The organism is Trichocoleus sp. DQ-A1, from assembly GCF_039961955.1.
GTDB lineage: Bacteria > Cyanobacteriota > Cyanobacteriia > Cyanobacteriales > FACHB-T130 > FACHB-T130.
Genome location: NZ_JAMPKE010000023.1, coordinates 1 through 22,815 on the forward strand (window position 1 = coordinate 1; position 22,815 = coordinate 22,815).

Annotated in this window: 17 protein-coding genes; 10 read left to right on the forward strand and 7 right to left on the reverse strand. The window is 48.7% G+C overall.

Annotated elements, in window-relative coordinates; genetic code table 11:
• Nucleotides 1-57: 57 nt before the first annotated feature.
• Nucleotides 58-756, reverse strand: a complete 699-nt coding sequence (locus NDI33_RS19455; protein WP_190677902.1) for an AEC family transporter — start codon at nucleotides 754-756, stop codon at nucleotides 58-60.
• A gap of 240 nt (nucleotides 757-996) precedes the next feature.
• Here NDI33_RS19455 and NDI33_RS19460 point away from each other — a divergent pair, with 240 nt between their 5' ends.
• Nucleotides 997-1,830, forward strand: coding sequence for a M15 family metallopeptidase (locus tag NDI33_RS19460; protein WP_190677905.1), 834 nt, complete (start codon nucleotides 997-999; stop codon nucleotides 1,828-1,830).
• 79 nt (nucleotides 1,831-1,909) lie between these two features.
• Complete coding sequence (locus NDI33_RS19465; protein ID WP_190536928.1) at nucleotides 1,910-2,596, forward strand: ATP-dependent Zn protease; 687 nt, start codon at nucleotides 1,910-1,912, stop codon at nucleotides 2,594-2,596.
• Between the two features lie 268 nt (nucleotides 2,597-2,864).
• Here NDI33_RS19465 and NDI33_RS19470 read toward each other — a convergent pair whose 3' ends face one another.
• Both NDI33_RS19470 and NDI33_RS19475 read right to left on the reverse strand, forming a co-directional pair.
• A complete protein-coding gene (locus NDI33_RS19470) occupies nucleotides 2,865-3,854 on the reverse strand; it encodes a diguanylate cyclase (RefSeq protein ID WP_190677978.1) in 990 nt (329 codons plus the stop codon).
• Between the two features lie 620 nt (nucleotides 3,855-4,474).
• The gene (locus tag NDI33_RS19475; RefSeq protein WP_190411340.1) at nucleotides 4,475-4,678 is read right to left on the reverse strand and encodes a heavy-metal-associated domain-containing protein; all 204 of its coding nucleotides are present in this window, start codon (nucleotides 4,676-4,678) and stop codon (nucleotides 4,475-4,477) included.
• 703 nt (nucleotides 4,679-5,381) lie between these two features.
• Between NDI33_RS19475 and alaS the strand changes: the two genes are divergently transcribed.
• The 6 genes from alaS to ftsE all read left to right on the forward strand — a co-directional run bounded on the left by alaS (nucleotide 5,382) and on the right by ftsE (nucleotide 13,218).
• The gene (gene alaS / locus NDI33_RS19480; protein WP_190677908.1) at nucleotides 5,382-8,024 is read left to right on the forward strand and encodes an alanine--tRNA ligase; all 2,643 of its coding nucleotides are present in this window, start codon (nucleotides 5,382-5,384) and stop codon (nucleotides 8,022-8,024) included.
• A gap of 158 nt (nucleotides 8,025-8,182) precedes the next feature.
• Entirely contained in the window at nucleotides 8,183-9,925 is a 1,743-nt protein-coding gene (locus NDI33_RS19485) for an adenylate/guanylate cyclase domain-containing protein (protein ID WP_190677910.1), read from the forward strand.
• A 43-nt stretch (nucleotides 9,926-9,968) separates the two neighbouring features.
• Complete coding sequence (locus NDI33_RS19490; protein WP_190428755.1) at nucleotides 9,969-10,229, forward strand: hypothetical protein; 261 nt, start codon at nucleotides 9,969-9,971, stop codon at nucleotides 10,227-10,229.
• Nucleotides 10,230-10,518: 289 nt separating this feature from the next.
• Nucleotides 10,519-10,887, forward strand: coding sequence for a VanZ family protein (locus tag NDI33_RS19495; protein ID WP_190432312.1), 369 nt, complete (start codon nucleotides 10,519-10,521; stop codon nucleotides 10,885-10,887).
• 761 nt (nucleotides 10,888-11,648) lie between these two features.
• On the forward strand, nucleotides 11,649-12,389 hold the full coding sequence (locus tag NDI33_RS19500; RefSeq protein WP_190411358.1) for a WecB/TagA/CpsF family glycosyltransferase: 741 nt from the start codon (nucleotides 11,649-11,651) through the stop codon (nucleotides 12,387-12,389).
• 169 nt (nucleotides 12,390-12,558) lie between these two features.
• Nucleotides 12,559-13,218 (forward strand): cell division ATP-binding protein FtsE, encoded by a 660-nt coding sequence (gene ftsE / locus NDI33_RS19505; RefSeq protein ID WP_190411357.1) that lies wholly within the window; start codon nucleotides 12,559-12,561, stop codon nucleotides 13,216-13,218.
• A 31-nt stretch (nucleotides 13,219-13,249) separates the two neighbouring features.
• Here the strand turns inward: ftsE and NDI33_RS19510 are convergent, their stop codons facing one another.
• The 3 genes from NDI33_RS19510 to NDI33_RS19520 form a co-directional block, all read right to left on the reverse strand.
• Nucleotides 13,250-16,003 carry a chloride channel protein gene (locus NDI33_RS19510; protein WP_190536924.1) on the reverse strand — a complete coding sequence of 918 codons (2,754 nt, stop codon included), beginning with the start codon at nucleotides 16,001-16,003 and terminating at the stop codon, nucleotides 13,250-13,252.
• Nucleotides 16,004-16,093: 90 nt separating this feature from the next.
• Nucleotides 16,094-17,410 carry a TldD/PmbA family protein gene (locus NDI33_RS19515; protein WP_190526455.1) on the reverse strand — a complete coding sequence of 439 codons (1,317 nt, stop codon included), beginning with the start codon at nucleotides 17,408-17,410 and terminating at the stop codon, nucleotides 16,094-16,096.
• Nucleotides 17,411-17,611: 201 nt separating this feature from the next.
• Nucleotides 17,612-18,490 (reverse strand): Tab2/Atab2 family RNA-binding protein, encoded by an 879-nt coding sequence (locus tag NDI33_RS19520; RefSeq protein ID WP_190526457.1) that lies wholly within the window; start codon nucleotides 18,488-18,490, stop codon nucleotides 17,612-17,614.
• A 59-nt stretch (nucleotides 18,491-18,549) separates the two neighbouring features.
• Between NDI33_RS19520 and rtcA the strand changes: the two genes are divergently transcribed.
• Nucleotides 18,550-19,626: an RNA 3'-terminal phosphate cyclase gene (gene rtcA, locus NDI33_RS19525; protein WP_190677916.1), complete on the forward strand. Its 1,077-nt coding sequence runs from the start codon at nucleotides 18,550-18,552 to the stop codon at nucleotides 19,624-19,626.
• A gap of 125 nt (nucleotides 19,627-19,751) precedes the next feature.
• Complete coding sequence (locus NDI33_RS19530; protein ID WP_190677918.1) at nucleotides 19,752-20,423, forward strand: GNAT family N-acetyltransferase; 672 nt, start codon at nucleotides 19,752-19,754, stop codon at nucleotides 20,421-20,423.
• Between the two features lie 47 nt (nucleotides 20,424-20,470).
• Here the strand turns inward: NDI33_RS19530 and NDI33_RS19535 are convergent, their stop codons facing one another.
• On the reverse strand, nucleotides 20,471-22,702 hold the full coding sequence (locus tag NDI33_RS19535) for a glycoside hydrolase (protein ID WP_190526463.1): 2,232 nt from the start codon (nucleotides 22,700-22,702) through the stop codon (nucleotides 20,471-20,473).
• Nucleotides 22,703-22,815 lie beyond the last annotated feature (113 nt).

Here is a 22,815-nt window from a genome sequence, read left to right on the forward strand (position 1 = left end):
CGGACAGCGATGTCTTTCCGTTTTATGGAGTGGGTGAACGCTAATCGAGATGTATTCTCAGCCTATAAAGCTGCTTTGGGTTTTATTTGGGCTTGAAATCTGTTTAAGTCCCGTTAGCACCAAAGCCAGCGCCACTCCACTCCAAGCAATCATTTGCAGCAATTGTTCAGCGGGTTCGGGCAGTGGGAAGTTGCGAAAACCCAGTCCAAAGCCAAAACTCCACAGCGCTGGATTGATCAGCACTGCCTGTAGGGACGGGAAGACGCCCTTTTCTGCCCCAACCCCAAAACGAGCCGCCAAGACAACGCCCAAGCCGTAGGCTCCCAGCGTGGTGCCCATCAGGTCATAAAATAGCGCCCACCCAAAGTACTGCTGCCCGACGAGAGCGAGGGTGACGGGATAACCCAAGTAGCCGGTGTTCCCGACCATTGAGGCTAATAGAAAACTTCCTTGAGTAGATTTACTCCAAGCTTTTTTAGGGAATCGCGAGGCTTGCCTTCCTATCCAAAACCAGGCCAATCCGGCTCCCACCAAAATTGCCACCCAAGCGGCGACGGGTGCAATCCAAATTGGCCCAGATAAGTCAGCGTGACGCAGAAACGCCACAATGCCAAGCGGGACTCCAATCCAAAAGAGAAACTTCCCTAAATAGGTGGGAACTACTTTGGGCAGTTGGCGACCCAAAACCCATCCCAGCAAAATGCCACCACCTAGCCGGAAATAGAGTTCCAGCAGTTGAATTCCTATATTAGGCATCGTCTCATGGGTTGTCAGCAGAAGGTTTAGACTGACACCTGTACGATATGTCAGCCTCTATTCATGTTAAGCATCAGGGTTGATGACGAGGCATCTGGGAATACACGGCGGCTGTTGATATTCGCTCAGTCTAAAATACTTGTAAAGTTAGGTGTTGAGTCTCAGTGCCGTTGTTGGATATCTAAGAATTGATAACTAACCACAAAAACAACAGGAGTGGCTCTTTTGGAAAACGCGGGTATGCCTGAAAAACCACCCAAGTCGGCACTGCCGATAGACGATATTCCGGAGGCGTTGCGGGATACGCCGCACCTCAGCCGACACCACCGAAAGTGGCATCCGATTCTCCTGTTAGCGGGTTCGTTGGGATTGGGAGCGATCGCGCTGATTATCGGTATCTTAGTCCCCCGTCCTGTATCCGAATCGGATGCATCAACGCCTGTCCAAAATCAGATTCCAGGCATTCAAACGCCTTCCGCTACACCAGAAGTTAATACTCTCTTTGGACACTTTCCCTACCAAGAAGCACCACAGTCCGAACTAGAGGCGATTACAGCGGATGGTCGCTTGAAAATGCGTAAAGCTGCCGCCAGACAATATAACGCGATGGTAGCAGCGGCGCGAGCTTCCGGGATTATCATCGTGCCAATTTCAGGATTTCGCTCGATTAGCGAGCAGCAGCATTTATATTTTGACACTAAGGCGCAGCGCGGACAGTCAGCCGCCGAACGGGCAAAAGTGAGTGCGCCTCCCGGTCACAGCGAACATCATACTGGGTACGCGATAGACGTGGGTGATGGAAGAGTCCCCGCAACGAATCTCAGTCCTAACTTTGAGAAGACTGCGGCTTTTAAGTGGCTTCAGAAGAACGCCCCTTACTATAGCTTTGAGATATCGTTTCCCCGCAACAATCCCCAAGGCGTTAGTTATGAACCGTGGCACTGGCGCTATGTGGGCGATCGCGATAGTCTGGAAACATTTTATAAAGCCAAACAATTCGGAGGTGGGGCGCAGCCATCGGGCGATCGCTCTGTCGTGTCGCCGACCAATCCCAACCCCAATACTTCACCCTAGCCAGTAATTAAAAATTAAAAATGCAAAATTTAAAGCACCAGTTTTAATTTTTAATTCATCTACCTTAGACTTCAATATCATGCAACAAACTGCCCTAAATCTAATTGCCATTGGCGTCTTTGCAATGACGCTTTCTAGCTTGTTGGGGCCAATGTTGAACATATCACCGACAATCCCCGCGATCGCAACGATTAGCATTCTGGGACTGGCAACCCTAGACACCCTCAGCTTCCAAGGCAAAGGGATCGCAATCCTTTTGGAGTTGTTTGCAGGTGCTGACTCCAAATACCGCGATCGCGTATTGCGGCATGAAGCCGGTCATTTCCTCGTCGCCTACTTACTCGAAATTCCCATCACTGGCTACACGCTCAGCGCCTGGGAAACCGTTAGACAAGGAAATCCTGGGCAAGGTGGGGTGATATTTGATACCCAAAAATTGCAGCAAGAAATGACAACCCCTTGGGAGATGCAAGTCATCCTGGATCGATTCTGCACCGTCTGGATGGCAGGCATCGCCGCCGAGATTTTGGCATACGGTAGCGCCGAGGGAGGCGCAGAAGACCGGCAAAAAATTAGAGAGGCGCTGACACAGTTAGGACGGCAGGAAAGCGGCGCTCAACAGAAAGAGCGTGCCAGTGCGCTGCAAGCACGTACTCTGATTGAGGAAAACTATCCCGCCTACGAAGCCCTGGTAGCGACGATGGAAGAACGTGCTTCAGTTGAGGAGTGCTATCAGGTGCTTCAGCAACATACTGTTAGAAGTTAGTCGTTCCTAATTAGTAGTCATTAATCAATTACCAATTTATAGAATTAATGGGAAGTTTTTGGCTCTGTATCCTAGACTTCACCTACTTTTTTTGATATAATAACTTTGATAAGGAAGAAATAAGCTTTAATAAAAGTTTTATGCGAATTTCTATTATTTAAGTATACTCTTTTAAGCCCAAATAAGTAGTAATTTCCAATACACTTCTCGTTGTTTTTAACAGGTAAAAATTGAGGGGGAGAATTTCTACCTTTTCCGCAATTCGCAATTATTCACTAACAACTCGATTGCGACCATCAGATTTGGCTTGCAGAAGGTTTTGGTCAGCACGTTGTAGCAAGTTTACTCCTTTAATATCGTCCGTCGCATTCAGGGTGCCTGTCCCCAAACTGATCGTAATTGTGAGTGACAGAGTGGGATTAATTCTGAAGGGTTGTTCGCAGATCAGGCGACACAGACGGTGGGCTACCACTGGAGCCTCTTGAACATCTGTGTGGCTGAGAATTACAACAAATTCCTCACCTCCGTAGCGGAAGAGAGTGTCTTGAAATCGCAGGTTGTGTTGCAGACGGGCGGAGAGTAGTTGCAGGACGCGATCGCCGATAAGATGCCCGTAGGTGTCGTTAATAGACTTGAAAAAGTCCACATCCAACATCACTAAACTCAACGGTATTGAGCGACTCCGAGCATTTTGAATCTGCCGGGGCAATTCCCATTCCAAGGCACGACGATTATTCAATTCTGTTAGCGGGTCAGATAGCGCCATTGTTGACAATAAATCATTAGTTCGCATCAATTGGCGATAGTTCTGCACCTTGCGTAATCCCATCTGAATTTGTGCTGCCAGTAAGCGATCTTGCAACCCAATCTCCTCTTGTGCAAGGGCAGCACTCCTTCTTCTGACTGGGGCAATTTGCAAGTAAGCATCTGCTCCTTTTTCTAAAGCTTCTGCCATGAGTGCCAACTTCCGGTGTCGATCGGAAAGTGTTTGCTCGTGGGCAAGTTCCGGTCGGTCTTCTATCAAGATGCAGTAAATCCCCGCTAATTGGTTGTGTTGTTTGAGCTGATAACAGAATTCCAAACTGCCCTCCAGACTTGCCTGCAAAATTAAGATATAGGGCAGTCGCTTTTCCAGCAGTGGGATGACTTCATCTAGCTGGGAGGCAGCTTCAACTGCGCCACCGACTAAAGCAGCAATTCGCGTCAGAAATGTTGCCAGAAATGCATCAGTTCCAACAACTAGAACAAAAGCATCCATTAGCGTAGGTATTCCGGAAGAATCAAGGCTCTTTCCCTGTTGACGAAACGTGAGAATTTCTACCACTAGAGTTTTTATGGAGCAACGAAGGAGACGAATGGATAGATGACCCTAGACTGGATGAGCGTGTAGATTGTGGGGCGAAGAGGCGATCGCTCTAGCGGATGCCGCTATACGAGGCTTCTGGCTGCTATGCCATTGAACCGGGTAGCACTACCAAACTCTAACCCGATCGTTGGCACCGACACACTCTGTTACATTCTCAGTTTGCTACAAGTATTAGAGATGGGTATTCCGTTGGCGGTAGAGAATTTTACAAAATCTTCATAAAACTGCCACACTACCCAAATGCTTGAACAACCTGCGAGCAGATTCTTCTTTATGCTGGCAGATAATCGGTATATGTTACCACTCTTGAGAAAGGAAGCGTAAAGCGAGCGATCGCATCCCCATTTGTCAAGAACAGAGGGATTCTCCTTTGGAGACGCTACGCGATCGCGCCTTTTTGCAGCCGATTCATCTGTGATTTCTTGATTCACTACGAAGTCAGTAACCAGACAAAAGCCAGTTAGATTATTACCTAACTGGCTCAAAATTAACCCTAGTAATGCAGAGTATGGTTATTGATAACCTTCAATCGTGTGACCTGCCGCCACGATCGCTTGTTTGATTGTTTCTTCCGAAGCTTGAGCTTCCACTGTCACCGTCTTGGCTTTTACATCCACGTCCACCTTGGCGTCGGGTTCCATCGTATGGATCGTGTCGGTAATCGTTTCTGCACAGCCATTACAGGCGATAGTGGGAACTTTTAGTTGAAGTGCCATAAATTCAATTCAAGTCAATTAAGTTTGCAAGTGTGCGATTCGAGAAGCCTTTATTTTACCGTTGACACAGTGTCGGATAAATCAGCCTGCTGAGCGATAATGCAGATTCGGCATTCTGGCGCGATCGCGTTAGTCTAGCGCTGACTTGTCAATTCGCATCCTCGATAAAAATTCCCCTAAAAACATTTTTGGGCTTAGTCGAGTGCGACTAAGCCCGTTAGATCGAAAGGATTGGTTTTCTCAAAAAATGAACTTCAACAACTAGGGTGGACAAGTTTGGCAGCTTCACCTTTACCTTTAGTGTTCCAGCATAGTCCAGTCTTCCCAGACTTTGGTTTGGCTTTGCACCAGCTTGGCTTTTTGCCCCTCCAGTGCTTTTTACCACTACAGTCTATGCTTGGTTGGTTCTTGCTGCTCTTGGGTAACAGACCGGGGACACCGCGTCTATGTTTCCCATTCCGTTTTTCATTTGCCTCCTTGTTTTTCTAAACTTCCTGGTGTCCACTATTAAATTAGCACCCCATTTCCAGACAAAATCCCCGATTTTACCAAACTTGACAAGTCTTTAAATACAGCAAATAAGCGTTAGTAAAGAGAAACAATTCCCCTGCCTTGCAATGCCTGAACGAGAAGGGCTACAACAAGGCATAAACAAATGTAAAAATAGATAAAGTTGACCGATACCAAGCCCTTGTAAATTCCCATGTCTTCTTCCTCCCAGTTCCTTAGCGGTAGCGAAATTCGGCAAAAATTCCTCGACTTCTATGCCCAGCGAGGACATCAAATTTTGCCGAGTGCTTCCTTAGTGCCAGAAGATCCCACCGTACTGCTAACGATCGCCGGGATGCTGCCTTTTAAGCCGATATTTCTAGGACAGCGATCGCCTGAGTTCAAGCGTGCCACGACTTCTCAAAAGTGCATCCGCACCAATGATATTGAGAATGTAGGACGGACTGCCCGACACCACACCTTTTTTGAGATGCTGGGTAATTTCAGTTTTGGGGATTATTTCAAAGAACAAGCGATCGCTTGGGGTTGGGAACTGTCAACACAAGTTTTTGGTTTACCCCCAGAACGCCTTGTCGTCAGTGTCTTCCGGGAAGATGAAGAAGCTTATACGATTTGGCGGGATAAAATTGGCGTTCCCGAAGCCAGAATCCAACGCATGGGAGAAGCAGATAATTTCTGGGTATCTGGTCCCACTGGTCCTTGCGGTCCTTGTTCGGAAATTTACTATGATTTCCACCCAGAACGCGGTGATGACAAGATTGATTTAGAAGATGATACGCGGTTCATCGAGTTCTACAACCTGGTGTTCATGCAATACAACCGGGATGCAGAAGGCAACCTAACGCCGCTGCAAAATAAGAACATCGACACGGGGATGGGACTAGAACGGATGGCGCAAATCCTCCAGCAGGTTCCCAACAATTACGAAACTGACCTGATTTTCCCGATCGTTAAAACTGCATCTGAAATCGCCGGAATTGATTACGCTAGCAGCGACGAAAAGACGAAAGTTTCCCTGAAGGTCATTGGGGATCACGTCCGTTCCGTCGTCCACATGATTGCCGATGAAATTCGCGCATCGAATATTGGGCGGGGGTATGTGCTGCGGCGCTTGATTCGGCGCGTGGTGCGTCACGGACGACTGATTGGCATTCAAGGGGAATTTACGCCGCAAGTGGCGGAGACTGCGATCGCGCTTTCTGAATCCGCTTATCCGATCGTCCGGGTGCGAGAAGCACAAATCAAAGCGGAATTGCAACGGGAAGAATCTCGCTTCCTCAAGACACTGGAACGAGGCGAGAAACTGTTGGATGAAATTATCCAGCGGGTGAAACAGGAAGGCAAAACTCAAATTGGCGGACGAGACGCCTTTACTCTCTATGACACCTACGGCTTCCCTGTAGAACTTACTCAGGAAGTTGCAGAGGAAGAAGGACTCACCGTAGACGAGTCAGGCTTCAATGCGGCAATGGAGGAACAGCAAACGCGATCGCAGTCCGCCCACGAAACCATCGATCTCACCCTACAAGGTTCCCTAGATAAGCTAGCCGAACACATTCATAGCACCGAGTTTCTGGGTTATACCCAACCTTCTAGCCAATCGCAAGTAGAAGTGATTCTTGTAGAAGGCAAATCTGTCGAAGCGGCGGAAGCAGGAACACAAGTGCAGATTGTCCTGAATAAGACGCCATTCTACGCAGAATCGGGCGGACAAATTGGCGATCGCGGCTATATCTCCGGCGATTCCGTTTTGGTGCGAGTTGAAGACGTTAAGAAAGAATCCGATTTCTTCGTCCATTTCGGTCGTATCGAACGCGGTACGCTGCGGGTAGAAGATGCTGTAACTGCCCAAATTGACTTGTCTTGTCGCCGTCGCGTGCAAGCGCATCATACAGCAACGCACCTGCTGCAAGCGGCGTTGAAGAAGTTTGTCGATGAGTCGATTACTCAGGCGGGTTCTTTGGTCGCCTTCGATCGGCTGCGATTTGACTTCAACTGTCCTCGTTCCGTGACATCCGAACAAGTACAACAAATCGAAGAGCAAATTAATACTTGGATCGCGGAAGCGCATCCCGCCGAAACCGAAATTCTGCCAATCGCAGAAGCCAAAGCGAAAGGCGCGATCGCGATGTTTGGTGAAAAATACGGCGATGAAGTGCGGGTACTGGATGTACCCGGCGTTTCGATGGAATTGTGCGGCGGTACTCACGTTCACAATACTGCTGAAATTGGGCTATTTAAGATCGTCTCCGAAGCGGGTGTTGCCTCTGGAGTGCGCCGGATTGAAGCAGTGGCAGGGCCAGCGGTTCTGGAATACTTGAATGTAAGGGAGAAAGTGGTTAAGGATTTGAGCGATCGCTTTAAAGTCAAACCCGAAGAACTTCCCGACAGAATTACTAACATCCAGAACGAATTAAAAGCATCCCAAAAGCAGCTAGAAACATTAAAGGCAGAACTCGCCTTCGCGAAATCTGACCAGTTACTCAGCACTGCTGAAACAGTGGGCGATTTCAAAATTTTAGTTGCCGAATTGGGCGATGTTGACGCAGAATCTCTAAAAAATGCCGCTGAAAGATTACTGCAAAAATTAGGCAATGGTGCCGTATTCTTGGCATCAATTCCCGAAGCAGATAAAGTAAGTTTGGTTGCACATTTTAGCCCGGAAGTCAACAAAAAAGGGTTGCAAGCTGGGAAATTCATTGGCGCGATCGCTAAAATCTGCGGCGGCGGCGGCGGCGGACGCCCCAACCTGGCGCAAGCTGGCGGACGCGATCCTAGTAAGCTGAAAGAAGCCTTAGAAAGTGCTAGAACTCAGTTACTTGAAGGTTTGCAGTAATCCCGTAAGGTGGGCTTTTGCCCACCTTTGAAAACTCTCAAGCCTCAGTGTAACTGAGGCTTCTGCCTGTTTTAGCTTACAAATTTTCTCTGGTTTTAGTTATAAAGTTGTGAGTGTAGCGTGTCAGTACCTGCATAGCTGACAGCGCATTCAGGGGCATGAAACTACGCGAAAAAACACTGCTGACGATTGGCGTTACCGTCGTAAGTTTGATAGGGATTTTGTATATTACCTCGTCAACCATCCTGCTCAAAGGCTTCGACCAATTGCACAAACGGGAGGCTTACCGGAACGTTCAACGAGTTCAGGATGCCTTCTCTAACTACCTGAGTGAGTTCAGCGTTCTCAACGAGCAATGGGCGATGTGGGATGACACCTATAACTTCATCAAGGATGGCAACCGCCGCTATATCGAGCGCAATCTGAATGATATTTCCTTGCGATCGCTCAGATCCGACTTAATCCTATTTATCAATTCCTCCGGTCAGCTGGTTTTTAGTCAAAGCTTCAACCTGAAGCAGCGCAAAGCAATCCCCACTCCGAAGGAAATCCAGGCATACTTAGCGGCTAACACAAGCCTGCTACAGAACGCCAAACGACTTGACCACTATGTTGGCATCGTTCTGTTGCCCCAAGGGCCAATGGCGATCGCAGCCCGGCCAATTCTCACTAGCGGGGGTAAAGGGCCTAGTCGGGGAACGCTGATCTTAGGGCGTTACCTGAATACTGAAAAAATCAAGGCTTTGAGCGAGTTGACCCATTTGCCCATCAGTATGTACTTGGCAAGCGATCCGCAACTACCTCCCGACTTCAAATCGGTGCGTCCGGCTTTGTCCAAAATGCCCGATAAGTCTTCTTCGATTCTGGTGCGATCGCTCAGCAATGGCGGGATGGTGGGATATACCCTACTGCGGGACATTGACGGGAAACCCGTAATGCTGTTGCGAGTTGATATGCCCAAAGAATTTTATCAACAAAGCCAACTTCTTCTGACTTATCTGGTAGTGTCCCTGGGTATATCTACTTTGGTCGTGGGGATCGCGTTCACCGGGGCAACTTTATTTCTGTTAGAAAAATTGCTTCTGTCTCGGCTAGCTTATCTCAGTACGGAGGTTCGGAGCATTGGTACTAAAGGCGATCTGTCAATGCGCGTCTTAATTGCTGGCAGAGATGAATTGTCGCTCCTGGCTCGGACAATTAACTGGATGTTAGAAACTTTAGAGTCATCGTTAAAAGAACTAAAAGCGGAGCAGAAGAAGGCGGAGAGACTGCTACACAACATTTTGCCCCAGGCGATCGCTGACCGTTTACAAAAAGAACAACATACTATCATTGCCGATAACTTTGCCGAAGTAACGGTTCTATTTGCAGATATCGTTGGTTTTACTCAACTGGCTGCTCATACATCACCAGTAGAACTAGTCAACTTGCTCAACCAAATATTTTCTGCGTTTGACCAACTCGCTGAGCAACATGGTTTGGAAAAGATCAAGACCATTGGCGACGCCTATATGGTGGTTGGCGGTTTACCTATCCTTCGCACGGATCATGCAGAAGCTATTGCCGAAATGGCGTTAGATATGCAAAAGGCAATTGACCGATTCAATGCAGTGAATGGCGAAGAGTTCAACATCCGAATTGGCATTAACACTGGCCCGGTTGTTGCTGGAGTCATTGGTTTGAAAAAGTTTATCTATGATTTATGGGGAGATACGGTTAATACCGCCAGTCGCATGGAATCTCACGGAGTAACTGGTTCTATTCAAGTTACCGCCGCCACTTACCAGCTTTTACAGGACAAATATCAATGGAAAGAGCGGGGTGCAATTCAGGTGAAAGGAAAGGGAGAAATGATGACTTATCTACTTATCGGCAGAAAAAAAGAAAAACTGCTAGTGTGAGCTAGAAGTTTATAGATATCGCTGTTTAGAAAGGCAAAACTTTATGGGTCGCTTAAATCCTTACACGTTACAGATGCAGATTACCCGGATGTTCCAAGACGGGCAATCTATCTTCGCCCCAGTGAAGGTGCAGGATTGGCTGCGAGAGCGCAATCACGATCCAGCCGAATATGATATTCTCTTCCATCAGCAACCCGCGCCGCCGGGAGCCAAAGAAGCGATCGCTATTCAGATTGAGTTGCGCCGCAAAGATGGACAGCCGGTCGATCCGTGGCTTCAACAAGAAGTCAACCGCCACGCTTAACGCTGTTTAATGCACTAGCTTGTCAGCCAAATTTGTCAGCCAAAATGGATGGGTTGTAGAGACGCGGTTAAGCGCGTCTCTACTTGACCGCCTACCACCCTAAAAAATCTGTTTTAATGGACGTATTTTAAGAAGAATTCCCTTTAATTTCATAAACAAATCGCAGTATAGTTGTGTAATTTGTTATTAAATATAACCAGTTAAATTTATTGAAATTATTTTAATTGAAAGCAAACAGACTTTCTAAACTTACGCTGAGGGTTGACACGCGCCTCAGGGAGCAATGGGTATGAAATCAAATCAGCGTTGGGTTCTAGGTTTTATTCTTTATTTCGTAATTTTACTGACAATTTTTGTTTCTGCTTATTTAGGAATTGTGCCAGTCAAAATTTCTGCCATTCCTTTTTATGACACAATTGGACATTTCATTTTATTAGGGTTTGCCAGTTACTTAGGTCAGAAAGCTTTAGGGAACCGGGTGATTAATATTTGGTCTCGTTCCATAAGCCTACCACTATCACCAATTCTGATTAGTATCTTTGCCTTATTTGATGAGAGTCTGCAAGCCCTCTCACCGCTTCGTTCCTCCACCTTGTCTGATCTCGCTGCCAACCTAATCGGAATTTGGTTCTTTTACTGGCTAGCATCGTTAAAGTAGAGCCTGGGAATCGTTTTTTGGAGTTGGTTACATCCTGAGCATTTGGATTTACTAGAGATTGATGGCGTCGCCGATGCTGCGATGATTCGGCGGCTTTCTCAACGCTTGGTACGCGACGACTGGGCAGAAGTTATTGACATGAGCATGGGAGAACAGAGATTACTTCCCTTTTCACCGATCTCTATCTCAAGAAGTATTCACTTAAAGTAATTCAGTTTATGTGTATCTACAGACTTAAGTCCAAGGGTTAATGACAGGCAATTCCTGTGGATTTAACCTTAATTTAGATGGCTTTAGACGATACAAATATAGTTCTACACAGTCCAAGTTTTTACAAAATAATTATTAGAAAGCTTACTATTCTCTTCTGGAGCTTTCGAGCGACTTAGTGTAGCAAAAAAGTAAGTCTAAAGAGAAGACATTGGAATAAAATCAACTAAAAAATTCAGAAAATCAAGGTTCACGCGGAGGTTTAATATGTCTTATCGCTACAACCAAAATAAAGCTCCCTTTGTGAGAATCGTCTACTCAAAGGTTAATGTAAACGGAAAAACTGAACTGGTGCCGCTGGAGTTATACGCAGATGGCTCTCTTAAGAGAGCTATCTGAAGAGAAAATACGATCTGCAAATATAAAAAAATTCTGTTTCCCGATTCTGTACCAAAGTTCGGGAATACTCTACAATACAGCGAATAAGTTAGCGTTCATAGTCTTGAAACGACAGAGCTGCTATGGCTGGTGTAAAGCCTAACCAAAATTCGATGCTATTGGAGAAACCCGAACATTTTCCCGTCCTGGGAGTGCCCGTTCATCTGTTAGAAGACTATTCTAAGTGGCTAATCTCGCGCCTACATGAGAAGGTAGGCGGTCATGTCGTTACGCTAAATGCGGAAATGGCGATTCAGGCAGAAGACAACCCCAGCCTTGCGGGGATCATCCAGCAGGCTGAACTGGTGATTCCGGATGGAGCTGGGGTTGTCCTTTATTTGCGGCTAAAGGGTAGACGCCTGAGACGCTGTCCGGGAATTGAGTTGGCAGAGTCACTTTTACAGGAAGCTGGGCAAATGGGGAAGCTTTGCCCGATTTTTTTCTATGGTGGGGCACCGGGAGTTGCGCAAGCAGCAGCTGCGGTTTGGGAGGAACGAGTGCCGGGAATTGCGATCGCTGGGAGTCAACACGGCTACCTCTTACCCGAAGCAGAACCAGAATTTAAGACAACCCTGCAAACTCTCCAACCCCGTCTGATATTCGTGGGTTTAGGCGTTCCCCGTCAGGAATTATGGATTGCCCAAAACCGACACCTGTGTCCCGAATCGATTTGGATTGGTGTCGGCGGTAGCTTTGATATTTGGGCTGGAATTAAATCCAGGGCACCCGCTTGGTTGCGGGATAATCATCTGGAATGGCTTTATCGCTTGTATCAAGAACCCTGGCGCTGGCGAAGAATGATGGCTTTACCGCAATTTGCCTTGCGAGCTGTGGTAAAAAGTTATGAGTTTTGAATTGTTAATTGTTCATTGAAGTTGCCATGAACGATGAGCGATTAGCTATTAGCCCTTAGCATTACGCACTGATAACTTTTATATGACCACAGCTTCTGCTCATCCCAGCATTGGCAAAGATCGCCGGAGTGACGCACGGGACGCCAATTACTCAGCCTCCTCAGCAGTCATGGTGAAATTGCGGGAAGTGACAAAAATTTATTCCAATGGCAGCCGTGGGTTATTGGATGTGAATTTGGAAGTTAAGCGAGGGGATTTCTTGTTTGTTACCGGGCCTTCTGGTTCTGGTAAATCAACACTCTTAAAGCTGTTGTATGGGGAAGAACGCCCCACGGATGGCGAGGTCATGGTCGATAACTGCAACGTGGCGCAGTTGCGGGGTCATCGCCTGTCTTTGCTGCGGCGGCGCATCGGCGTTGTTTTTCAAGACTACAAACTCATCCCCCGCCGGACAGTAACGGAAAATATTGCTTTTGTACTGTGGGCGCAAGGCTTCACGCGCAAGGAAATTGAGCGCCGCCTTCCTCCAACGCTGAAATTAGTCGGGTTGCAGCATAAAGCGGATTGTTTTCCTGAAGAACTCTCTGGTGGAGAGCAACAGCGCGTCAGTCTTGCTCGCGCCATTGTCGGAACGCCGCCGCTGTTACTGGCAGATGAACCCACTGGAAATCTCGATGCGGATAACTCGGCATCGGTGCTGAGAATTCTCCAGAAACTCAACGCCTTCGGTGCGACTGTGATGGTGACAACGCACGACGAACGCTTATTGCGGATGGCGAATCGACCTGTGGTGCAAATCCGTGAGGGGCAAGTCAAAATCAGAAATTAACCAGAAATGAATAATTCTTCTGTTTAATTTTTTACTGGGCGCTTCTTACCAAAATCACGGTGCTTTTCACGCCACGCGCGATCGCTTCGGGGATATTTCCCTTCATCACCTGCTGTAATAGCCCTTCCCGACTAGCACCCAATATCACCACATCGCAGGCGTCAGCTTGCGCTAGATCGATCACGGCATCCGAGACAGAACTGGAACGAAGGGGAATCGCCGTCACGCTTGCACTCAGTTGGCGGCTGAGGAACAAGGCTGATTTTTCTAACATGGCGGTGTCCGGCAAGAGGGTGGAAGGATGGAAAACTTGGGCTAGCTCAATTGCGGGTGTCTTACTCAGACACATCAAAGCGGGTAGGAGTTGCAAAGCTTGCTGGGCGTTGGGACCACCAGCAATCGGAACCAGCCAGCGATTGAAGCAGAGGGACACGGTGGGTGAGTGTGCCCCGATGCGATGCCGGGGTGCCAGGATGCGGGGGGGCCGGGGAGAATTGGCAGCGATATGCGCCCTGATGCCTCTGCTTCTCGGCTCTTCTACACCTGGAGTCTCTTCGCCCATTTTCACCAGCACCACCTCGCAGGGAGCCTGCCGGATGATCGTGTCTACCACATCGCCAAAAACTCGACCGGGCGTGATGCTGGTGCCTTTCCAGCCCATCAGCAGCAAATTAATGTGACGCTCGTTAATGGTTTCCAGAATCGCTGGAGCAACATCATGAGACACGCGGATCTGAGTGTGAACGGGAATTTGCCAATCTTGCCCCAGTTTTTCGGCATGACGGAGCAGCCGACGACTTTTGGTAGTGCTGACGGGCGTTTGAGCAGGGGCACTGTTGCGGGGAACCGAGATAACCTGAAGACATTCGATTTCGTAGTTGCGATCGCGCGCAATTGCAGCTGCCATTTGCAACAATGCGGGTGCGGTTTGCGGGTTGGCGATGGTAACGAGCATTCGTCCGCTTCCCACTGCCGGAGAACGAGTTTGATAAACACAGTAAGAAGGCTCCGGACGCGGGCCAATATTCACCGATTGACCGTTCAGCTTATCTGCTTGCGCCCGAATAATATCAGCACGGGTAATAATCCCAATCAGCTTGCGCCCTTCCGTCACTGGCAACCGACTGAGTTGATAGCGATTGAGTAAATAGAGAACATCACCCAAGGAGTCGGTAGGGTTTACCGCCATCGGCTTCGGCGTCATGATTTTGCTCAAAGGGGCATTCCCTGGTAATCCCCGTTGGGCAATTCCAGCAAGGTCAGTTTGGGTAATAATCCCAACCAGTTTCTCCTTATACACAACCGGAAAGCCGCGATGATGGGAGCGAGAGAAGGCTTGCACGGCTTCATCAAGGGTCATATTGCTGGTTAAGGTTTCGACTCGGCGCTGCATCACGTCTGCCGCCTTCAGCATCGATAAGAGTCCATCGGTAGTTGGCTTTTTCTCTAGTTCAATCCCATTCCACTTCAGCAGGCGATCGTAGAGCGACCCCCTGACTATCTTTTCCGACACCAGGTAAGCAACAACAGACCCAATCATCAGCGGCAGAACAAGATTGAAGTCCATTGTCATTTCAAAAACGATGACAATAGCGGTGATGGGCGCTTTGGAGACGGCACTGAAAAATGCCCCCATACCAGCCAGGGCGTAGGTAGTCGGTGAACCCACTGCCAAGGTTACCTCCTGCACGAACCCGACCAGATAGCCAAGCCCAGACCCCAGAATCAGGGAAGGCGCGAATAACCCGCCAGGGGCACCAGAACCACAGGCGACGAGCGTGAGTATATACTGAGCCACAAAAGCGATCGCTGCCATTTCCCAGCTCACTCCACCTGCCAGCAGGGACTCTCGCAGCCCGGTGTTGTCTCGAAATGTTGAGGGGAGAAGGGCGGTCACGATACCAGAAATTAATCCAGCCAGCCCAATTCGCAGCGGTAGAGAAAGTTTGAGGCGGCGATAGAAGGCGAGGGAAGTGAAAATTCCTTTCCCAAACATTGCCCCCAGCACCCCAGCCAAGGCTCCTAACAACAGGTAAAAAGGAATCTCTTGGGCAAAAAAGCTAGTCTGAGATTGGCTAATATCGAGGTTGAGGTCAAGGCTACGACCGCCCAGCAGCCGCGACACAACCGCACCGATAAAGGATGCGAGAATGGCTGTGCCCAAGGTGAGGTCGGATAAATCTTGGAGGAGTTCTTCGACAATAAACAGCACACCGGCAATCGGTGCATTGAAACCAGCCGCTAACCCAGCACCCGCACCAGCGGCAATCATCTGGCGGCGATGGTCGGGCGAGGTAGGAACCCAGTGGCTGAATTGAGCAGCAACGGCTGCACCGATATGCACGGTTGGCCCTTGACGCCCCAAGGTGAGTCCGGAACCCAGAGCAATAATGCTGCTGGCTAACTTCACGAGGGCAACTCGTAAATTCAGGGCGATGGGGAATTGAGAAAGGGCAGCTTTAACAAAAGGAATGCCGCTCCCCGCTGCTTCTGGTGCCAGACGTTCGACTAGGAAGCCGGAGAGGAGTCCAAAGGATAAACCAATGGCGGGTAATGCGAACCATGCAGGGAGAAAGTGGGAAGCATGAACTCGCCATGCACCCAAGGTCCCGACGCCAACTTTAAACAGAACTGCGGCGAGTCCCGATACTAACCCAATTAGACAAGCTTCAGCGATCGCTAAACGCCGTCTGGGTTGTAAGAAAGCTTTGACCTTGGATTTGGGAAATTTGAGTCTTGAGTGTAAAGACAAAACTTGAGAACTTAACACTCTCAAATAATTCATAAGTCATTCAACATTTTGCCCTCAACTCATTTCATGGCTAATGGCTAATGGCTAACGGCTAACGGGCAATTAGCCAGTCTTCGATTCGGATTAACTCAGCATTTTGCCGGTGACAGACAGCCCTTCCACAATCAGAGATGGGGTATAGACCGAACCATTCCACTCGGCGTCGCCTCCCAATGCCACTAGCTGCTTGAGGGCTGCGTATACGTTACCTGCCACCATCGTATCTTTTACCCTGCCGACCACCTGACCGTTCTTGATCCGGTAGCCCAGGTCAACGTTAATCGAGAAGTCCCCCGAAATCCCAGAACCGCCTCCCAGCATCTGATCTACTACCAGCCCATCACCCATCTGCTGCATTAAGCTCAGCAGATCCCCAGTTCCCGGATGAATCAGCAAATTAAATAGCCCCGGTGTCGGGTAACTACCTAAACCGGGACGAAACCCGTTTCCAGTAGTCCCGCTACCCAGCTGGCGTCCGGTCGTGCGGTCGGTATAAAACAGCTGCAAAATGCCGTCTTTGATAAATTCCAGATTCCGCGTGACCGTGCCTTCATCATCAAAAGGACAGCTAAACGGCCCAGATTCTGGGTTTTGGGTAATCGTGAGGGCTTTTGAAGTCACGGGTTCGCCCAAGCGATCGCTCCACGGCGAAGCCCCCTCAAGGGTTCGTTTCCCATTCAGTGCAGCTGAGAGGGTTCCCCAAAGCATATCCGCTGCTTTGGCGGTAAATAACACGGGCACGCGACCGATGGGGGGTGAAATGTTTTCTTTCGCCCACGCTAACCGCTGCAAAATTTGGTTTGCCAAGGCGACCGGATCGAGGCTATTCCGCTGGGTTTGTCCATCGCCAACGCTCAAGAAATCATCCCCCCGCACCCATTCGGCTGCCAGATAACAGCTGAGGGTCGTATCGGTATAGCGACAATCCAATCCTTTGGTGTTGACAAGGCGCGTCGTTTCTGCTTCGCATTCCCATTGAGCGGTGCAGAGGACTTCTGGGTAGGCATCTCGGACGAGGGCGATCGCTTCTTTGCCCATTAATATCAGCTCCTCGACGGGCATAAACTCGCCCAAGTCGGGATACTTAGATGCCCGCCCCTCAGTCAATTCCACGGTTTCCACTCCGTTGAGTGCCGACAAAGCGATCGCTCGATCTACCAGTGCTTGCGGTTCCACAGGGCCATAAGCAACGGCTAAACCCGGACGCCCTTCTCGCCACAGCCGCAACGCCGTCCCTTCTGATTGGGCACTTTCCAGTTGTTTGAGCCGGTTGGCTTCAAAAAAAACTGGACGAGAAAGCGATCGCGCTTGATAAACCTCCGCTGCCTCGGCTCCAGAACGAGTGGCTAACTCCAATAACTGCTCTGCTAGCGTCTCTTGTGGTAAATCGTTAAAACCCATATTCTGACCGTGGAATTTATTGATGGAACCGCCAAGACGCCCTCATAAAGTCAAAGTAGAAAGTGCGAAATTCTGTCGCTCAGTCTCAACATCCGCGCTTTTACTCCGACTTTTATGCTTGTCTGAGAGCCTTTTTTGATGTCTTTGTCTTCTATTCTCCCAGTCTGGTTGCGAAACCGAAAGATTTACTTTGGAATCAATTTAACTCAGAGGCAATTCTTGCATTAGCCAAAAACCCGCAAAGGATTCTGATTGCGGATCGGACTGAATCGCTAAAAAATGCAACATCCCAGCTTTTCGCTTGGCGTCCTCAAAGTTTTCGGCTTCCGTCAAAGTTTTTGAATCTTTGATACTTGCCAAAATCCAGCTATTACTCTCACCCGTCTCTAAAAGCAATCTAGGCGGTGTGTTCCGATTAAATTTCAGGAACGCCGGTTCAATTCCCGACATCCAGCCAGCCATCGGTACTGCTCTGGGAGAGAAAATCACCACCCCTGGAATCTGCGTCTCCGGTGGCAAAGGCGCGAAATCTCCTAATCCAATAAGTGGAAAAGCTTCTCGAAAGCCGATGTCCCACTCGTGCATTTCCTCAAAGGCTTCCGCTGACAAGGTTACAAATGCCCACTTTTGCCCAACCAGCGCATCCGGTAAAGGTTGGGGCGGCTGGGGTTGGTATTGGACAGAGGGATTCGGGGCAACTCCTTGGTAGCCTGGTTGCTGGGGATAAACGTCCTGCATCCGCTCTTGCAGCCACCGATACAATGTAAAAGTTCGGCGGCTCAGCTGAGCGGAAATGCCCAACTCATCACAGGCTTTCACAATCATTTTGGTCATCGGGCGGCGGAAGAAGCGGATTTTTTGAGGAGGTTCAGCTGCCCTAGCGATCGCTTCTTCCAACGTCGTTCGCAGCCAGATCGAATTTACCGTGCTATTGGGGCAAAACTCGGCGTAACGAAACAGGGACTCAGGTTTGGTGCGGATATCCAACGGACTTTCGCACACCAATAATTCCCAAATCTTTTTCTGTTGTTCGTCCAAAATTGGACGCGAATAAAAATCTAATTCCCAAACTGTTCCCATGCCGCGCCGTTAAAATCTGGTCACTTCCTTCATAATACGTTTGAAGCATCCTTTTACTCATGATTTACATCGACGGTTCCTACGGAGAAGGCGGCGGACAGGTTTTACGGACTTCCCTCAGCCTGGCGGCGATCGAAGGTCATCCGATCCGAATCGGGCGGGTTCGGGCGGGACGCAAAAAGCCCGGACTCGCTGCCCAACACTTAACGGCTGTGCGTGCCGCTGCTGCCATCTGCGGAGCGAAAGTGCAGGGGGATACGTTGGGTTCAACGGCTTTAGAGTTTATTCCGGGTGATTCAATCCAACCGGGAAAATACACGTTTGATGTCACCGAAGCACAAGAAGGCGGTTCGGCGGGTGCTGTCACTTTGGTTTTGCAGACAATTTTGCTGCCTTTAGCGATCGCGCAGGGAGAATCGCAGGTGACGCTGCGCGGCGGCACCCATGTCGCCTATAGTCCCGCTTATACCTACATCGAGCAAGTCTACTTGCCTCTGTTACATCAGATGGGAGTGGAAGCTGAGGTGAGGATACGCAGTTGGGGGTGGTATCCCCAAGGCCAAGGAGAAGTGGAACTTCGCGTTAGCGGTAGGGGCGTTAGGGGTAAGAACAGGGAAATCCAACCATTGCGAGGGATTAGCCTTCTGGAACCTGGAGAATTTCAGCAGGTGCGGGGGATTGCTGTGGTGACACAACTTCCTTCCCACATTCCCCAACGGATGGCTAGCCGCGCCGAGAATGTGTTGCATCAGGCAGATCTCAAAGCCACTGTCCAACCCTTACGGGAAAGGGGTATCGCACCGGGGGCGGGGATTTTCCTCACCGCTGAGTACGAGAATAGCAAGGCTTTCTTTGGTGCTTTGGGACGTCTGGGACTGCCAGCCGATAAAGTTGCCGATATGGCTTGTCAGGAGTTGCTGGATTTTCATAACACTGGCGCACCCGTCGATGTACACCTGGGGGATCAGTTGCTATTGCCAGCGGCTTTAGCTGACTCGACGAGTCAATACCGAGTGGCGGAGATTAGCACCCACCTAACGACCAATGCGTGGGTGATTGAGCAGTTTGGCTTGGCATCGATAACGATTGATGAAGTCGATCGTCGGGTGACGGTAACACCCAACCCCGATAGATGAGTAGGGATAGTTAGCGATCGCTTCTAAATTTCCAGTTAATTTAAACACGACAACGGCTCCCATACTGCTAATATTGCCCTCATCGCCGCAGACTTTGATGTTCACTGCTGCAACAAAATGGACTAATGGCTGACCTACCTCCTTCATTGCCACCAGGGTGTGTTCTCCGACCAGCCCGTGCGGAAGAAAAATGGTTAATTCAGCAATTATTATTAGAATTCACAAAATCTGAGGCTTTAAAATTTGATTTGAGAGTTTTATCTTTCAATTTCCTAATTTTGATTGCCTTGACTTTTTTCATGCTAGCAATCATAGAAATTATCAAAATTCTTGCTTCTAATTTCTTGCTCGGAATTCTTTTGTTTCTTATCCTTTCACTTCTTTTTATTGTTACTCTTTGTTTAGCAGCTTCCTTTATTCTATTTTTCTTCTCAATTTTTACCTATGCTTTTGTCAATTGGTCGCGGTTCTGGGTCATTGAATGTAATGGAAGCTTAGTAGCTTGCGGTGAAATAAACGGCTACAGTAAGCACTCTATGCTGTATTACTTATTTGTGAAACCTGTTTGGCGCAGCCAGCACCTGGGTTCCTATCTAGTGAAGCGTCTTGTTCAAGAAGCGACCCATCCCCTCTATTTAGTCTGTAAGCCTAAATTAGTACGATTTTATTCGCAACTTGGCTTTACGATTGTTCCTTGGCAAGAAATCTCACAGCCTCTCAAATCAAGTTTTCACATTTTCCAACTAGATACCCTAATTAGTGGAAATGTTTGGACAGTTATGCGGTATCAAAGTTAGAAAAATCAGGGATTTTTGTAAAATCCCTGATTTTTGCGATTGAATTCTTAAGGAACATCAATCGGAATCAAGGCATTTTCAGGCACATAGCTACTAAACCGTTCGCCATCCGCTAAGATAGCTACCATCCGCAGCGGAAAATCTGGACCGATTTGCAAATCTGCCCAAGGAACTGCCACTTCCAAACACTTATTTAAACCCACTTGAGCGCGGCTAAACCGAGGATGCCACTTGAGATGTTCCCCAGCCTCCTCAAACTCAATCGTGTGAGTCAGTAAGTTAATCCCTAAATGGTGGTGGAACAGATAGTTCAGTGGCGCTTCGTCAGGTAAATTTTCCAGCGGAATGGGGCTATTGTGCATTGTTTGGTTGGGATAGAACCACAGCAAATGCAACTCTGGCGGACAGCCTTTACCCGGTTGAATGCCGGTCTGGAAGTCCAGCCGTAGATAGAAGTTAAGGTGATCCACGCCGTACCAAAGACGCTGAATGGCACTGCTCTTGTGCATCGTACCCCGCGATCCGCCCACATCAATCCGACCAGCGCGATCCCAATCCTGTTCGTCACCCAGTCCATCGATGGTGGGATGAATAAAGCCTTGGGGTCGATGGTCTCCCCGCGCTTCGTGAGCTTCTACGGGTTGGCGCAAGTTCGACGGGATCGGCTCATTTAAAGCTTGGTAAATCGCACACAGGTGTTCCCGGAACAGCTGGTCGAACATGGCATCTTGGTTTGAGGAATGACCTTCGCCAAACCACCAGAACCAATCGGAACCTTCTGCGGCGTACAAAGCTTCCCAAACTTCTGGATTGTTTTCCTCGGTTGCTTCTGGATGGCTAGCCAAGACTTTCCGCGCATCTTCTAAGAGATCCCAGGCGCGATTTTTGGCGGGATCGCCAATCCAAGTTGTAAAGCTGCCATCGACCCAAGAGCCGCTGTGCAGCTGCTCGGCGGGGATGGTTGCCTTGGGAGGGAACTGGTCTAGAAATTCCGAAACCGTGACCAATTTCAGCTCTGAGTGGTCGCTCAGCGTTTGATAAAGAGCTTCTAAGAAGGGCTTACCATCCAGATGGTAGTGTTCCCAACAGTTTTCGCCATCAAGGGCAATGTTGACCAGCCACGGTTGTTCTAGGGCTGTACCGCCTCCTTTCTGACGGTGTTTCAGGGTGCGAGCGATCGCTTCCAAATGCCCGACTAAGTCGGCGGCGGCGCGGCGCGGTTCCATCGCTCCATAAGTAAAGCCAATTAAATCTGATAATCGGTGATCCCGAAACACGATCGCTAAGTCGCCGAACTCGGTTTGCAGCCGATAAGGTTGATATAGTAATTCGGGTTCGTAGACATTCCCCGCGCCGTCTCGATGGAAAAATTGCTTCTTAGACCAACCTAAGACGGCTTCATCCGAGCAGATCCACTTATATCCTTGCTTGGCGATATAAGGCAAAATTTCGGGGCTGACCGATTGTTCTGAAGGCCACAAACCACGCGGTTCTTGCCCAAACCGATCTTTGTACATATCCCAAGCTTTTTGGAGATGTCTGGGGATATCTTCAGCCCACTGGAAGCGCTGCTTCGGTAAGGTCATGTTGGGCACCGCCACCCGACCGGAGTTGGTATCGTTCAGTAAGGGCAAAATTGGGTGCGTGTAGGGCGTTGTCGATACTTCCAGTTGCCCCGCTTCTTGCATCTGCCGGTGCTGCGGAATGATGCGACTCAAGATTTCTCGTTGTTTAGAGAAAATTCGCTGGCGATCGCTTAAAGTAAAGTTTCTTCCCTGCTTCAACCAGCCCTCAATCTCTGGATCGTCCCAAAACAAAGGATCGATCCACGCCAGATTATGCCAAGCGAGCAAATCGCTGTAATCTTGCGGATTCCAATTTGTCCAACACCATTCTTCCCCCTTTTCTTGACGTTGCCCGTACAGTTCTCCGTAGCGAGGATGAGGGTCAATTAAAGTATGGTGATTGGCATCAAAAAAATGCTCAATAATAAATCTTTTTTGTTCATCACTCAGTTGCTGTTCCGGCGTCAAAGCTGCTGCTAAGTAAGGGTCCATCGCCGTGCCAGCAACATAATCCTCTAACTGCAAAATCAAAGATGGCACGAGATTAACCGTTTGATGCAGCTTCGGATAACGAGCCAGCAGCAGCACTAAATCTAGGTAATCTTTCGTCCCATGCAGCCGTACCCACGGTAAACGATACTGATTGACTGCGCGGCTTTTGTACAGAGGTTGATGTTGATGCCAGATGAAAGAGATATAGAGAGGATGGGGCATAGGAAAAGTAAATAGTAGAAACTAAAAAGGCAAAAGAAATATTTGTTCTATTTCTTTTGCCTTTGGCTTTGAAAAGACTGGTTCAATTAAACTAAAAAGGCAAAAGAAATCAG